General features: G+C 73.3%; 11 protein-coding genes. 8 read left to right on the top strand and 3 right to left on the bottom strand.

Annotated elements, in window-relative coordinates; all coding sequences use genetic code 11:
• Positions 1-14: 14 nt before the first annotated feature.
• Positions 15-833, bottom strand: coding sequence for a putative hydro-lyase (locus tag ABZ930_RS14000; RefSeq protein ID WP_361546551.1), 819 nt, complete (start codon positions 831-833; stop codon positions 15-17).
• Positions 830-2,125, bottom strand: coding sequence for an MFS transporter (locus ABZ930_RS13995; protein WP_361546548.1), 1,296 nt, complete (start codon positions 2,123-2,125; stop codon positions 830-832). The genes ABZ930_RS14000 and ABZ930_RS13995 overlap by 4 nt, the downstream gene beginning before the upstream one ends.
• Positions 2,126-2,300: 175 nt before the next feature.
• On the opposite strand from ABZ930_RS13995, the gene ABZ930_RS13990 reads away from it, so the two are divergent.
• The 4 genes from ABZ930_RS13990 to ABZ930_RS13975 all read left to right on the top strand — a co-directional run bounded on the left by ABZ930_RS13990 (position 2,301) and on the right by ABZ930_RS13975 (position 10,216).
• Positions 2,301-2,993 carry a GntR family transcriptional regulator gene (locus ABZ930_RS13990; RefSeq protein ID WP_361546836.1) on the top strand — a complete coding sequence of 231 codons (693 nt, stop codon included), beginning with the start codon at positions 2,301-2,303 and terminating at the stop codon, positions 2,991-2,993.
• Between the two features lie 69 nt (positions 2,994-3,062).
• Positions 3,063-4,589 (top strand): hypothetical protein, encoded by a 1,527-nt coding sequence (locus ABZ930_RS13985; protein ID WP_361546545.1) that lies wholly within the window; start codon positions 3,063-3,065, stop codon positions 4,587-4,589.
• A 64-nt stretch (positions 4,590-4,653) separates the two neighbouring features.
• The gene (locus tag ABZ930_RS13980; RefSeq protein WP_361546542.1) at positions 4,654-5,547 is read left to right on the top strand and encodes a hypothetical protein; all 894 of its coding nucleotides are present in this window, start codon (positions 4,654-4,656) and stop codon (positions 5,545-5,547) included.
• A gap of 52 nt (positions 5,548-5,599) precedes the next feature.
• Entirely contained in the window at positions 5,600-10,216 is a 4,617-nt protein-coding gene (locus ABZ930_RS13975; protein ID WP_361546539.1) for a hypothetical protein, read from the top strand.
• Positions 10,217-10,235: 19 nt separating this feature from the next.
• Here ABZ930_RS13975 and ABZ930_RS13970 read toward each other — a convergent pair whose 3' ends face one another.
• Positions 10,236-10,763 (bottom strand): hypothetical protein, encoded by a 528-nt coding sequence (locus tag ABZ930_RS13970; RefSeq protein WP_361546536.1) that lies wholly within the window; start codon positions 10,761-10,763, stop codon positions 10,236-10,238.
• Positions 10,764-11,122: 359 nt separating this feature from the next.
• On the opposite strand from ABZ930_RS13970, the gene ABZ930_RS13965 reads away from it, so the two are divergent.
• Genes ABZ930_RS13965 through ABZ930_RS13950 form a run of 4 tightly spaced genes read left to right on the top strand, consistent with a single transcriptional unit; the run spans position 11,123 to position 15,462 of the window.
• Positions 11,123-13,972 (top strand): nitrate- and nitrite sensing domain-containing protein, encoded by a 2,850-nt coding sequence (locus tag ABZ930_RS13965; RefSeq protein ID WP_361546533.1) that lies wholly within the window; start codon positions 11,123-11,125, stop codon positions 13,970-13,972.
• Positions 13,969-14,406, top strand: coding sequence for a roadblock/LC7 domain-containing protein (locus ABZ930_RS13960; RefSeq protein ID WP_351460199.1), 438 nt, complete (start codon positions 13,969-13,971; stop codon positions 14,404-14,406). Before ABZ930_RS13965 ends, ABZ930_RS13960 begins: the two co-directional genes overlap by 4 nt.
• Before the next feature lie 9 nt (positions 14,407-14,415).
• A complete protein-coding gene (locus ABZ930_RS13955) occupies positions 14,416-14,820 on the top strand; it encodes a DUF742 domain-containing protein (RefSeq protein ID WP_361546529.1) in 405 nt (134 codons plus the stop codon).
• A gap of 36 nt (positions 14,821-14,856) precedes the next feature.
• The gene (locus ABZ930_RS13950) at positions 14,857-15,462 is read left to right on the top strand and encodes an ATP/GTP-binding protein (RefSeq protein WP_361546526.1); all 606 of its coding nucleotides are present in this window, start codon (positions 14,857-14,859) and stop codon (positions 15,460-15,462) included.
• The last annotated feature ends 42 nt before the right edge of the window (positions 15,463-15,504 follow it).

Genomic DNA, 15,504 nt, shown 5'->3' with positions numbered 1-15,504 from the left:
GCGCTCGCGCTGAGTCAGTACGGGGGCTCGATCCGGTACTGCTCGTCCCGGGTGTCCGCGACGAACATGTGCCCCGGCGCGTGGGTGATCGCGAACGGGGGCCGGGACGCCGTCACGGCCGCCTGCGGCGTCACCCCGCAGGCCCAGAAGACCGGGATGTCGCCGGGCGCCCGGTCCACCGGGTCGCCGAAGTCCGGCGCGTCGAGGTCCGTGATGCCGAGGACCCCGGGGTCGCCGATGTGCACCGGGCCGCCGTGCACCGCCGGCATCAGGGAGCTCTCCCGGATCGCCGCCTCCAGGGCCTGCGGCGGGACCGGCCGCATCGACACGACCATGGGGCCGTGCAGCCGGCCGGCAGCGCGGCACGCGCGCGTGGTCACGTACATCGGCACGTTCTTGTTCTGCTCGACGTGACGCAGCGGCACCCCGGCCGCCGCGAGCGCCCACTCGAAGGTGAAGCTGCAGCCGATCAGGAAGGAGACCAGGTCGCCGCGCCAGTGGTCGGCCACGTCGGTCGGCTCGGCCGTCAACTCCCCGTGCTCCCACACCCGGTAGCGGGGCAGATCCGTGCGCAGATCGGCGCCGGGAGCCAGGACGGTGGTCCACCCGCCCGGGTCCGTGACGTCGAGGACCGGGCACGGCTTCGGGTTGCGCTGGCAGAACAGCAGCATGTCGTAGGCCCAGTCGGCCGGTACGGCGATCAGATTGGCCTGGGTGTGGCCGCGGGCCCAGCCGGCGGTGGGGGCGCTCGCGCCCGCGCGGAAGTGGGCGCGGGCCCGCCGGGGGCTCCAGGTGGCGGTGCGGCCGCCCGTGAGGTCGTCGACGAGGTTCACAGCAGTTCCCTCCCGCGGGTCTCCGGCAGTCCGAGCAGCGCCACGACGGCCAGGGCGTATCCGATGGCGCCGAAGACGAGCGCGCCGCCCACGCCCCAGCTGTCGGCGAGGAAGCCGACCAGGGTCGGGAAGACGGCGCCGATCGCGCGGCCCGTGTTGTACGTGAAGCCCTGACCCGTGCCGCGTACGGCGGTCGGGTACAGCTCGCTCAGGTACGAGCCGAAGCCGCTGAAGATGGCCGACATGCAGAAGCCGAGCGGGAAACCGAGCACCAGGAGGAGGGTGTTGGCGCCGTCCGGGATGTGTGTGTACACCAGGATGCTCACCGCGGACAGGACCGCGAACAGGACGATGTTGCGCTTCCGGCCGAGCCGGTCGGTGAGGTATCCGCCCGTCAAGTACCCGATGAACGCACCGGAGATGAGGAACGTCAGGTAGCCGCCGGTGTTGACCACCGTGAGGCCGCGCTCCGACTTCAGGTAGGTGGGCACCCAGGTGGCGAGCGTGTAGTAGCCGCCCTGCACACCGGTCGACAGCAGGACCGCGAAGAGTGTCGTGCGCAGCAGACCCGGCCGGAAGATCTCGGCGAACGACCCTTTGCGCTCGCTGACTTCGAGCTTCTCCACCGCCTTCGGGGCGTCCTGCACCCGGCGGCGCACCCAGAGCACCAGCAGGGCCGGCAGCGCGCCGGTCCAGAACATGACGCGCCAGGCCAGATCGTCGTCGAGGAGCTGGAACACCAGGGTGTAGACGACGACGGCCAGGCCCCAGCCCGCCGCCCAGGCGCTCTGCACGGCGCCGAGCGTGCGGCCCCGGTGCCGGGCCGAGGCGTACTCGGCGACCAGGATCGCGCCGACCGCCCACTCGCCGCCGAAACCGAGTCCCTGGAGGGCGCGGAAGACGAGCAGCGTCTCGTAGGTGGGGGCGAATCCGCAGGCCACGGTGAACACGGCGTACGTGGCCACGGTGAGCATCAGGGCCCTGACCCGTCCGAACCGGTCGGCGAGCATGCCCGCGGCGGCGCCGCCGACGGCCGAGACGACCAGGGTGACCGTGGTGATCAGGCCGGTCTGGCCGCTGTTCAGCCCGAAGTAGGCGGCCAGCGCGACCATGCTCAGCGGCAGCGTGAAGTAGTCGTAGGAGTCGAGGGCGTAGCCGCCGAAGGCGCCCGCGAACGCGCGCCGGCCGCGCGGGCCGAGCGCCCGCAGCCAGCCCAGGGCGCCGTCGGAGCGGGGGAGCGGGGCGTGCGGTGCGGGGACGGTGGTGCCCGGCGTCGGTGAGGTCGTGCTCATGAAGCACCTCGCAGAAGAACTCGGGAACTCACGGGGAGGGGAGCGAGCTGATGAGCGTGCGTGGTGGTGCGTGGGGCAGAGCAGTGCCTGACCGTCAAGGTAGAGGATCGTTGAACGATCCCTCAATACCCACGTTGTCTCGTTCTTGTATCTGCGCTTGAATTCGGCCGTGGCCATGGAAGAACAGAACGCACTCGCCGACGACCGGGCGCTGCTGGGACGCACCAGCACCGCGGAACGCGTCGCGGACATCCTCAGGACCCGGATCGCGGAGGGCTTCTTCCCGCCCGGAACCCGCCTGTCCGAGGACAGCATCGGCAGCGCGCTCGGCGTCTCCCGCAACACCCTGCGCGAGTCGTTCCGGCTGCTCACGCACGAACGCCTGCTGGAGCACCGGCTCAACAAGGGCGTCTTCGTACGGGTCCTGAGCATCGACGACGTCGAGGACATCTACCGCACCCGGCGCATGATCGAGTGCTCCGTCGTCCGCTCGCTCGGCGAACCGCCCTTCGTCCTCGACCGGGTGGCCGCCGCCGTCGAGGGCGGTCGGCGCGCCGCCAAGGCGCGGGACTGGAAGGGCGTCTCCACCGCCAACATCCACTTCCACCGCGAACTCGTCGCCCTCGCCGGCAGCGAGCGCACCGACGAACTGATGCGCAGCGTCCTCGCCGAACTCCGGCTCGCCTTCCACGTCGTGGACGACCCGCGCCGCCTGCACGAGCCCTACCTCGCCCGCAACGTGCAGATCGTCCGTACCCTCGAGGACGGCCGGCGCGACGAGGCCGAAGCGCTGCTCGCCGACTACCTCGACGACTCCCGCGACGGGCTCGTCGAGGCGTACGGGCAGCGTGTGGCGCGCGAGGCGTAGCGTCCTGCGCGCGCCGTGGCATCTGCGTCGTTTCGACCGTTGTCAGACCCAGCGCCTAGTCTGTGCTCCGTGACTTCGCCTGCCACCACGGAATCCGTTCCGCCCCAGCTCAGCGCGGGGCCGCGCCCCGCACCGGGCCCGGCCGCCGACGAGGGGCTCGCGCGGCGGCTGCGCGCGCTCGCCTGCACCGCGCCCCTGCACGACCTGGACGTGCGCAAGGCGAACCTCGCGGGCGAGTACTCGACGTACGGCATGGCCGAGGTCGCCCTCTCCACGATCGACCTCGTCACGCTGAACATGGACTTCGACACGGGCGCCGACCACGAGCAGATAGTGGCTCGTCTGATGCCCCGCATCGCCGCCCAGGCCCCGCGGCGGCCGGCCGCCGAGCACGAGCGGGTGGCCCGCTGGGTCCTGGAGAACCTGATCAACGTGGGAAGCGTGGACCGCGGCTTCCGCGCCGTCTACGGCACGTTCGCGACGGACGGCTCGTACGTGCGCCGCGACTACGACTTCAAGCTGATCGAGGAAGTGCCGGGCTACGGGGGCAGCGTCTACCTCCGCACCACGGACGAAGCGGTGAACGTCCTCGTCGGAGCCCTCGACACCGATGTCACCAGCGCCCAGATCGCCGCGGAGGTGAAGCTCGACGTCCTGATCAGCCGCGGCCGCCTCGCCGACGCCCAGCTCGCCGCCGAGCAGGCCCGGTACCGGACCGTGCAGTACTCGGAGACCCTGCGCAAGGCGCTCGACGCCACCCGCCGCAATGTGCGCGCCGTCGACTGGCTGCGGACCGTTCCCGACATGATCGCCGAGGCCCTGGACCACGTGGCGGACCGCTACCGCCACGAGAACGCGATCCTGACGAACATCCGCAAGGCGCGCGACGAGTCCGAGGACCCCGAGCAGAAGCGCCGCGCCGCCGAACTCGTGGACATCGTCAAGGACTGCATCCGTCGCCACACCCAGCTCCAGTCCCGGCTCCTGGAGGCCGGACCGCTCTTCCGCGCCGAGCAGGACCGGCAGGCCTTCGCCACCCCCTCCGCGCGCGCGGGCCTCGACCTGTACGGACAGCTCGTCGCGCCGCTGCTGCCGCTGCCGGTCCAGGACGCGCGCAAGGTGACGGACGCCTTCTTCGCGCGCGGCACGGGGCTGCGCACCCCCGTCTCCGTACGGGTCGGTGACCTCGTCGACATACTGCTGACCCCGCCCCTGGAGCGGGAGCACCTCGGCGCGGAGATGCCCGAGCCCGACCTCATCGAGACCCCGGACGACAGCCGGTTCAGCGAGGAGCAGCTCGCGAGCGCCAAGCAGCTCCTCGACCTCCCCGCGGACGCGCCGCGTCGCCTGTCCGGGCTGCTCGCCGAGGCCCGCCGCCGCGACCCCGAACTGCCCTACCTGGTCGCCCTGTTGGCGGTGCACGCGGCGAGCCCGGCCGTCGGCACCGCCTATCGGCAGGGCGAGGAGAAGCTGCTGTTCGCCGTGGACGACGGCACCCAGCTCGACGACGACGAGTTCGGCGGCGCCGATCTCATCGTGGGCACCGCGCTGCTCGACGCGGCCGGCATGGCCGCGGACCGGACGGAGGCAGCGTGATCCACGGACCGCGCCGGAGGTACGGGCGCCGGAAGTACGTAGGAACGATCAAGGAGCACCGCCCGTGACCGAGCACCCCGAAGAGCACGCCGAACGGGGCGAGCCCGAGGCGTCCGGCCCGGTCAGGGTCGCTGCCCCGATCACCCCGGCCGACGCCGCCGACGCCGCGCGGCTCGTCGCGTTCGGCCTGCAGCCCAAGCTCCAGCCCTCCCGCGACCAGGAGTACCAGGAGCTGCTGCGCCGCTACCGCGAGGACCCGGCGTTCGCCCGCCTCGCCGACGCCGTCGCCTCCGGACTCGGGCTCGTCGTCCTGGAGGTGTCCCCGCGCGCGGGCATGGCCGTGACCGCCGCCGAGGACTCCGTGTTCGCGGTGCGGATGGGCGACTACGCCCGCCGGACCGCCGCCGACTCCACCGACCGCTTCCTGCACGGCCTCGCCCATCTCGCCGTCGCCGCGCTCGCGTTCCCGCGCCCGGAGGACCTCTCCGACGACGGCTACATCGGACGCGTGAGCGTCAACGGCGTGGACGCGTTCGTCCGGCAGGCCTGCCGCAAGCTGGAGGAGCGGGCCGAGGAGCAGGGCGAGAACACCGACCCGGCGACCGACGCCCCCGGCCTGGAGGCCGCCTGGCGGATCTGGGCCCGGCGCAGCTCCACCGGCGCCACCAAGGACACCCGCCGCCTGGCCAACTCGACGACCGGCATCGTCGCCAAGGCGGTCGCCTTCCTCACCGACTCCGGATTCCTGCAGAGAACCGGCGACGACGGCGGCGGCACCTACCGCACCACGGCCCGCTACCAGCTGCAGGTCCGCGACATGGCGGGCACCGCCGCCATGGCCGAGCTGCTCGACCTGGGCGTCGTGGCCGTCACCGACGGCTCGGCGAGCCTGGTGCCGCCGATGGACGAGGACGCGGGCGACCTCGTCGCCGACGCGGGCCTGCCGTTCCACTCCTGACCGCGAACCTGCCGCATCTCCTGAACTTCCGCACCTACCACGAGAGTCCGCCATGTACGAGCTGTCCCGGGTTCGCCTCTACTCCATCGGGCCTGCCGGCGCGCGCTACGCCGACACCGTGCTCGACCTGCGGGGCGTCGGAGCGCCCGTGCCCGACCCCGCGCCCACCCAGGCGGAGTTCTTCGAGGACGAGCCCGTCGGTCCGCCGCGCCGCCCCGCGCCGGCCGGCGTGCTCTTCCTGGAGAACGGCGGCGGCAAGTCGGTCCTGCTCAAGCTGATCTTCTCGGTGATGCTGCCGGGCCACCGCAACACCCTCGGCGGCGCCAGCTCCGGCGTGCTGCGCAAGTTCCTGCTCGCCGACGACTGCGGACACGTCGCCCTGGAATGGCAGCACACCCTCACCGGCGAGTGCGTCGTCGTCGGCAAGGTCAGCGAATGGCGGGGCCGCCAGGTCTCCAACGACCCGCGGAAGTTCGCCGAGGCCTGGTACTCCTTCCGGCCCGGCCCCGGAATGAGCCTGGACGCCCTGCCGGTGGCGGAGTCCAGCGCGGTACGGCCCGTCGTCGAGGGCGCTTCCGGCGCACAGGGCCGCCGCCGCACCATGAAGGGCTTCCGCGACGCGCTCGTCGAGGCGGGCAAGGCCTATCCGCACCTCGAAGTGCACTGGGAAGAGATCCACGACCGGTGGAACGAGCACCTGGGCGACCTCGGCCTCGACCCCGAACTCTTCCGCTACCAGCGCGAGATGAACGCGGACGAGGGCGAGGCCGCCGGCCTATTCGCCGTCAAGAAGGACTCCGACTTCACCGACCTGCTGCTGCGCGCCGTCACCGACACCCGGGACACCGACGGCCTCGCCGACCTGGTCAGCGGCTTCGGCAACAAGCTGGGCCGGCGCTCCGAGCTGATGGCCGAGCGCGACTTCACCGCCGGCTCCGTGGACCTCCTGACCCGGATCGTGGAAGCCGCCGACACCCGGGCCCGCGCACGGGACATCCACGCCGGAGCCGAGCGCCGTACGCGCACGCTGGCCCGGCGCCTGTCCGCCCGCGCCGCCGTCGAGCGCGGCCGCGCCGGTGACCTCGCCCAGCAGGTCACCGCCGCCGCGCACACCGTCACCGAGGCCGAGTCCGCGCGCGAGCGCAGCGCTCTGATCGCCGCCGAACTCGCCTACCGGCACGCCTCGCTGGCGCTCGCCGGAGCCGAGAAGGCCGCCGCCGCGCAGAAGCGCGAGCTGGCCGACGCCCGCACGCTGCACTCCGCCTGGCAGGCCGCCGAGGCCGTCCTGCGCCATCGCGCCGCGTCCGACCGCTCCGCGCGCGTCGCCGTCGCCATCCGCGAGGCCGAGCGGGACGCGGCCCCCGCGCTCGCCGCCCGCGCCAAGGCCGCCTACGACCTCGTCCGCGCCCTGCACAGCGCCGCCGAGCGGGCCGAGAGCCACGCGAACGAGGAGGAGGAGCGCTCCGCCGTCCTCCAGGAGGCGGGCGAGACCGCGCACCGCGACGCGACCGCCGCCGCCACCGACGCCCAGCGCGCCCGCAGCGAGCTCGGCCACCTGCGACAGCGGCTCAGCGAGGTCGAGCAGGAGACCGCCGAGGCCGTCCGGGCCGGCTGGCTCGACGACAGCGCGCCCGACGCCGACCCCGCCCGCGCCGCGCTCGCCGCGGCCGACGCGGAGAAGACCACCGTCGCCGCGTGGGACACCGCCCGCGAGGCCGCCCGCCGCGCCGCCGAGCACGCCCGCGAGACCGCCTCCGCCGAGGCCCGCGCCGAACTGACCGCGGCCCGCGCCGCCGACGCCGCGAGCGCCGCCGAGACCGCCCACCGCGCCGAGGACCGCGCCGCCGCGTCCCTCGCCGCGGAGGAGCGCCTGGCCGAACTGCTCGGGGTGAACGGGCCGTCGGGGACGACCGGGGTAACCGGAGCCACCGGATCCGCCGACGCGGCCCTGACCGCCGCGGACCTCGACCGCGCCGCCGACGACCTCAAGACCCTCCTCGACGACTCCGTGGCCTCCGCGGAGCGGCAGCTGTTCGACCTGCGCACCGCCGCGGCCGACGACTCCCGCATCCTGGGCGCCCTCGGCGACGGCGGCCTGCTGCCGCCGGGCCCGGACGTCCTCGCCACCGTCGAGTTCCTCGGCGAGCACGGCATCCCGGCCCTGCCCGGCTGGCGCTACCTCGCCCAGTCCGTCGACCCGGCCGACCACGCGCGCGTCCTCGCCGCCCGGCCCGAGCTGGTCGACGGCGTCATCATCACCGACCCCAACTCCCACCTCCGGGCCAGGGAGGCGCTCGCGGGCGCCGCGCTGCTGCCGCGGTCCGCCGTCGCCGTCGGTACCGCCGCCGCCCTCCTCGCCCCGACCCCGGCGGAGAACGCCTCCGACGAGAACGTCTTCCTCGTCCCGCCGAACCCGGCCATGCACGACGAGCACGCCGCCGACGAGGAGCGGCAGGCGCTGCGCGAGCGCGCCGCCCGCCGCGACGAGGACATCCGCGCCCTCGCCGCCCGCCTCGCCAAGGACCGCGAGCTGGCCGCCCGGCTCGGCTCCTGGCGCTCCGGCTGCCCGGCCGGCTACCTCACCGAGCTGGCCGACGTCGCACGGGAAGCCCGGGCGTTCGCCGAGGAGGCCGAGGCCGAGCTCGCCGAGGCCCGCACCGCGCGCGCCGAGGCCGACGAGGTCGCCGCCGAGGCCACCCGGGTCCGCGACGAGCGACAGGAAGCCGCCCAGAAGGCCCGCCGCGCCGCCGACGCGCTCGCCGGACTCGCCTACCGGCTGCGCGAGCGCGCCGCCTGGCAGGCCAAGGTCCGCGAACTCGCCGACGAAGCGGTCGAGTTCGAGGCCCGCGCCCAGACCTGCCTGGAAGGCGCCCGCGCCGCGGACGAGGACCGGCGCGCCGCCCAGCGCTCCGCCGACGACGCCCACCGCACCGCCCGCACGCTGCGCGCCGAGCGCGCCGAGATCGCCGGCGCCCCCGACGACGTACCCGAGGGCGAAGCCCCCAAGGCGTCGCTGCCCGCCCTCCGCGAGGCGTACCGGGCCGCGTCCCAGGTGTACGAGAAGGTCGGCGTCGGCGCGGATCTGCGGGCGGAGCAGGCGCGCGCCGAGAGCGACGAGAGCGCCGCGCTCGCCGAGCTGAACCGGCTCAGCAACAAGGTGCGCACCCGCGCCGCCGCCCTCCTCGAATCACCCGAGGGCTCCGACGGGCCCTCCCGGCAGGCCGCCGCGGCCCGCGCCGACGAGCACGTCCAGCTCCTGGAGACCCGCGCCTCCACCGCCAGCGAGCAGCTGGGCCGGCTGCGCGGTGAGGCCGAGCGGCACGCGCCCGAGGACGGCACCGCCCACACCGAGCTGCCCGACGAGCAGGTCCCGGCCGACACCGAGCAGGCCCAGTCGCTGCTGCGCACCGCCACGACCGAACTGGCCGTGCGCACCGACGCGCTGGCGACCGCCCGCGCCGCCCACACCGAACTGCTCGACGCGCACCGCGCCGCCGAGGACGGGGCCGGCGGTTTCGACGAGACGGCCGCGCTCCTGCGCGACCTGCTGCGCGACCACACCGCCGACACCGACGAGCAGGAGGAGCCCGAGCCGTACCCGGGCAGCCTGGAGGAGGCCCGCACCGCCGCCGGCGAGACCCGGCGCTCCCTGCGCGGCTGCGCCGCCGACCTGTCCGCCGCCGAGGCCGCGGTCCGCGAGGCGAGCGACATCCTCGTACGGCATGCGAACGCGACACGGTACGAGGCCGTGCGCACCCCCGCCCGTCAGCAGATCCGGGAGCTGCCGGCCGCCGCGCTGCCGGAGCACGCGCAGAAGTGGGCGGACGCCTTCGCCCCCCGGCTGCGGGTCCTGACCGACGAGCTGGCGCAGCTGGAGCGGAACCGCGACTCGATCGTCGACCGCCTGCGCGGACTGGTCGAGTCGTCGCTCGCCACCCTGCGCTCGGCCCAGCGGCTGTCCCGGCTGCCGGAAGGGCTCGGCGAGTGGTCCGGCCAGGAGTTCCTGAGGATCCGCTTCGAGGAGCCCGACCAGGCCACGCTCACCGAGCGCCTCGGCGAGGTCATCGACGAGGCGACCCGCGCCGCCGTCAAGAAGAATTCCGACCTGCGCCGCGATGGCATGTCCCTGCTGCTGCGCGGAGTCAGCGCCGCACTCCAGCCGAAGGGCGTGGCTGTCGAGATCCTCAAGCCGGACGCCGTGCTGCGCGCCGAGCGCGTCCCCGTCGGACAGATGGGCGACGTGTTCTCCGGCGGACAACTGCTCACCGCCGCCATCGCCCTGTACTGCACGATGGCCGCGCTCCGCTCGAACGACCGGGGCCGCGACAAGCACCGCCACGCGGGCACGCTGTTCCTCGACAACCCCATCGGCCGCGCCAACGCCACGTACCTCCTGGAGCTCCAGCGCGCCGTCTCGGACGCGCTGGGCGTCCAACTCCTCTACACCACCGGCCTGTTCGACACGACGGCGCTCGCCGAGTTCCCCCTCGTGATCCGGCTGCGCAACGACGCGGACCTCAGGGCGGGTCTGAAGTACATCAGCGTGGAGGAGCATCTGCGCCCGGGCCTGCCGCAGGAGGATCCGGAGGGGGAGACGGTGCACGGCAAGATCACGGCCACCCGGATGTTCAAGCGCCCGGACATGCAGCCGCAGCCTCATTCGGGCTGACGGCGCGCGGGGGCGGGCGTCAGGTGTGCGTCAACTGCCCGGCCCCGCCCCGAGCCCGTATGTTCTCCGCGCCGCGGCCGCCGGTGCGTGCCGCCCTGCGTGCGTGGCGGCGCTCTCTGCGCAGCCGCCGGGCCGTGCTGGCCGGCACCGAGATGACGCCGTGGCGCTGGTTCCACACCTGGCGCGTCACCCAGACGTCCAGGACGCCCCAGGTCGCCACCACCGTGCTGGCCACACTGCTGAGCACCATGGGGAAGGCGAGCCAGGAGTCCGCCAGTGTGCACAGCGTCGCGACCATCGCCTGGATCAGGGTGAGGGAGGCGATGAGCACCGCTCGCACCGCCGCCGTCCGCACGGGATCGGGCATCCGGCGCCGCTTCGCCGGCTCCTCGACCCACAGTTCGCGCTGCCCTGCCGTACTCATCACTGCATCACTCCCCGCCGCTCCCGGGCTCCGGGCCCGATGCCCCCGCATCGGCCTGCACATTGACTGCCCGGTTTGATCACCTTTACGCCGTCGGTGCCGCGTGTCCGGCTCTCTGCGCATGCCCCCGTACCGCCCTGTGATGTACGACGAACGGCGCGGTCCGAAGATTCCCGATCCAGAACCGAAAGATCGTCGGCCGCACCACCATCTCGGCGTGTCGGCCGAGTTCGGACGACAAGCGCATCATTCCGGCCAACTCTGCGTGAAGCGTGGCTGATGATGATCGCCGAAGATTGATTGAATCTCGTGCCGCAATCTCACCCAATGACCGGACAACTCAGGACGACAACACCGAAGACGTGTCGGAAAGCATCCGGACAGGCCTTCGAGTTGTTCCTGTGTCAGTAGTAGGCTCGCGCCGCTCGTTGACGCACATGTGTGCCCCTGACCGACCGCAGGGGGCCGATCTGGGGGAGGCCATGCGCTTTCGCGGGAAGTCCATCCGCCGGAAGATCGTGGCGCTGCTGATGGTGCCGCTGCTGTCCCTGACAGCCATCTGGGCCTTCGCCTCCGTCATCACGGGACGCGCCGCCCTGCAGATGTTCTCGGCGGGCAGGGTCGTCGACGGCATCGGCTACCCGCTGGCCGAGACCGGCCGCCTTCTCCAGGAAGAGCGCCGCCAGACGCTCGTCTACCTCGCCGACCCCCGCGCCTCCGACGCCCAGTCCGCCCTGCGGGCCAAGCGCGGCGCCTCCGACGAGGCCATGGGCAGCATCAAGGAGAAGGCCCGCGACGCCGACCTCCGCGACGAGATGGACGGTGGCGCGCGCGCCACACTGGACGCGGCCGTCGAGGGCTTCGACGGCATCGCGTCCCTGCGCCGCAACGTCGACGAGGGAACCGTCACCCGCGGCCAGGCCCTCACCTTCTACAACCGCCTCATCGAACCGACGCACGACTTCCTGCTCGGCATCGTCTCCTTCGACGACGCCCAGGTGGAGCGCGAGGGACGGGCCGTCGTCGGCGTGGTCCAGGCACGCGAACTGCTCGCGCGGGAGGACGCGTTGATCGGCTCCGGGCTCGTCGCCCGCCGCCTCACCCAGGAGGAACTGCGCCAGGTCTCCGACCTCATGGCCCAGCGCACCCTCCTCTACGAGACCAACCTCGCCCTCCTCTCCGATGACGAACGCTCGCGCTTCCAGCGGTACTGGAAAAGCGCCGACACCGCCCCGCTGCGCAACGCCGAGGAAGCCGTCGTGAACGGCAGGCCCGGAACACCGAAGGGCGTCACCGCCGAGAGCTGGGACAAGGCGTCGGGCCACGTGCTGCACGGCCTGGAGACCCGCAACACCCACGCCGCCGAGCACTACGAGGACCGGGCCCGGCCCGTCGCCGTCCAGGTCTTCGTCCGGGCCGGGATCGCCGGCGTACTCGGCCTGCTCGCGCTGCTCTTCTCCCTCTTCCTGTCGCTCCGCATCGGCCGCGGCCTCGTCCGCGACCTGCGACGGCTGCGCCTGGAGGCGCACGAGGCGTCCGGCGTGCGGCTGCCGAGCGTGATGCGCCGGCTCGCGGCGGGGGAGACGGTCGACGTGGAGACCGAGGCGCCCCGCCTCTCGTACGACAAGGACGAGATCGGTCAGGTCGGCCAGGCCCTCAACACCCTGCAACGGTCCGCCGTCGAAGCGGCCGTGAAACAGGCCGAACTGCGCCGCGGCGTCTCCGAGGTCTTCGTCAATCTCGCCCGCCGCAGCCAGGTCCTGCTCCACAAGCAGTTGACCCTCCTCGACGCCATGGAGCGCAGAACCGAGGACACCGACGAACTCGCCGATCTGTTCCGCCTCGACCACCTCACGACCCGTATGCGCCGGCACGCGGAGGGACTGGTGATCCTCTCCGGCGCCGCCCCGTCCCGGCAGTGGCGCAAGCCCGTCCAGCTGATGGACATCGTGCGCGCCGCCGTCGCCGAGGTGGAGGACTACGAGCGGATCGAGGTGCGCAGGCTGCCGCGGATCGCGGTGACCGGGCCCGCCGTCGCCGACCTCACCCACCTCGTGGCCGAACTCCTGGAGAACGCCACGGTGTTCTCGCCCCCGCACACCGCCGTGCAGGTGCTCGGCGAGAGCGTGGCCAACGGCTTCACCCTGGAGATCCACGACCGCGGCCTCGGCATGGCCGCCGACGCGCTGCTCGACGCCAACCTGCGGCTCGCCGAGACCCCCGAGTTCGAACTCTCCGACACCGACCGGCTCGGCCTGTTCGTGGTCAGCCGGCTCGCCCAGCGGCAGAACGTACGCGTCTCGCTCCAGCCCTCGCCCTACGGCGGCACGACCGCGGTCGTCTTCATCCCGGACTCCCTGCTCACGGACGCGACGGACACCGAGGGCGCCGGGTTCCGCCTGGACCGGCCCGAGGCGGTGCGCCGCACACCGGACGGCCTGCGCGGCCGCAGCCTCCCCGCCTCCGAAGGCCTGCCGGGTCTGCCGTCGTCGCTGCTCGACGGACCGGTGGAGCTGGAAGCGCCCCTGGCCACCTCCGACATGACCCCGTTCCCCGGGGCCCTGGGCGACGACGACAGCGAGCGCGGCGCCCTCTTCCGCCCCCGCCGCCCCGTGGCCGGCATCCCCGGCGAACAGCACCAGCAGGCCGAGGAGGCCGACCGCGACGGCGTCTTCGGCCCCCGCCGGGACAGCGACGGCGACCACGACAAGGCCCCGGGCGGTCTCGTGCCGCTGCCCCGCCGGCGCACCCCCAAGCTGGTCAGCTCGCACGGCAGGCCCGTCACGCACACCCGGCCGGGGGAGAACGACCGTACGGGCGCGGCAGCCGGGGAGCGGCACGACCGCGACGGCGAGAACCGGCTGCGGAACACCGTCGCGCCCTCGCCGCCGGCCGACCTGCCCAGGCGCCGCGCCCGCGCCACCGAAACCGCCGCCACCCCGGTACCGCCCCAGCCCGCCGGCACCGGACGGCCGGACACCTCCGCCGGCCCGGGCGGCCTGCCCCGCCGCGTACGGCAGGCGAGCCTGGCCCCGCAGCTGAAGGCAGGCCCCGACCTGCGCGGCGACCGGACCGCGGGCCCGGACGAGACGACCTCCGCGGAGCCCGCCGAGCGGGACGCCGACGAGGTGCGCAGCCGCATGGCCTCGCTGCAGAGCGGCTGGCGACGCGGCCGCGAGGAGAACTCCGAGGCCGACGGAGCCGACGGAGCCGCCACGACCGAGGCGACCGCCACGACCGACCGCAACGCCGAGAGCGACGAGCGCGCCACGAGCGACGAGAGCGCCGACGGCACAGCACAGGGAACGACATCTGAGGGGGACGGTCGATGACCGCACCGAAGGCCAGCGCGCACACCACCCCGGGGGGTTCGGGTGAGCTGAACTGGCTTCTGGACGATCTGGTGGAACGTGTGGCCAGCATCCGCAAGGCGCTCGTGCTGTCCGGGGACGGACTGCCGACCGGGGTCTCCCAGGACCTCACCCGAGAGGACAGCGAGCACCTCGCCGCCGTCGCCTCCGGCTTCCACAGCCTCGCCAAGGGCGTGGGCCGGCACTTCGACGCGGGCGGCGTCCGGCAGACGGTGGTCGAACTCGACGACGCCTTCCTGTTCGTCACCGCGGCGGGCGACGGCAGCTGTCTCGCCGTCCTGTCGGACGCGGACTCCGATGTCGGCCTCGTGGCCTACGAGATGACCTTGCTCGTCAAGCGGGTCGGCGCACATCTGGCGACGGCACCGCGCACGGATCCACCCGCCGGAGGGTAGTGGGCTGGCATGAGCGCAGACGGTCAGGGGACGCAAGGGACGCACCACTGGTTCGACGACGACGCCGGGCCCGTCGTGCGTCCGTACGCCATGACACGAGGCCGCACCACCAGTGCGGGCCAACACCGTCTCGACCTGATCGCGGTCGTCGTCGCGCAGCACCGCGGCGGCGACCCGGTCGCCGACCAGACGCTGTCACCGGAACACGTCGACATCGTCGAACTGTGCCGTGACGGCCCGCAGTCGGTGGCGGAGCTCGCCGCGGAACTCGACCTGCCCGTCGGGGTCGTCCGCGTCCTGATAGGTGATCTCGTCGACGACGAGCTGGTCCACGTGACCCGCCCGGTCCCGCCGGCGGAACTGCCCGACGAGAGCATTCTGCGCGATGTGATCGACGGCCTGAGAGCCCTCTGAACGACAGAACGACCAGCGAGTCAGGAGAGACAACCCATGATCTTCGGGCGTTCCGAGCGCGGCAGGGCCCCCGTCGAGCCCGTCACGCTCAAGATCCTGGTGGCCGGCGGATTCGGCGTGGGCAAGACCACCCTCGTCGGCGCGGTCAGCGAGATCCGGCCCCTGCGCACGGAGGAGCTGCTCAGCGAAGCGGGCCGCCCGGTCGACGACACCCAGGGCGTCGAGGGCAAGCACACCACCACCGTGGCCATGGACTTCGGCAGGATCACCGTCCGCGAGAACCTGGTCCTGTACCTCTTCGGCACACCGGGCCAGGACCGCTTCTGGTTCCTGTGGGACGAGCTCGCGACCGGAGCGCTGGGCGCCGTCGTCCTCGCCGACACCCGGCGGCTCGAGGACTGCTTCGCGGCCATCGACTACTTCGAGCGGCGTGACATCCCGTTCGTCGTCGGCGTCAACTGCTTCGAGGGCGCGGCCCGTTACCCGGCCGACACGGTGCGCGAGGCCCTGGACCTCGACCCCGCGGTCCCCGTGGTGCTGTGCGACGCGCGCGAAAAGGAATCCGTGAAGAACGTGCTCATCGGGGTCGTCGAGCACGCCGCGGCCGTGTCCGCGCAGCGCCGCGAGCCGGCCGTCACCTGAGGCGCTCTGCGCGGCCACGCGCGCGTAGAGCGTTTTTCGCCT

It is taken from the genome of Streptomyces sp. NPDC046716, from assembly GCF_040645755.1.
Lineage (GTDB): Bacteria > Actinomycetota > Actinomycetes > Streptomycetales > Streptomycetaceae > Streptomyces.
Note: the sequence above shows the minus strand (reverse complement) of the source record. Positions and strands in the feature narration are given on the sequence as shown.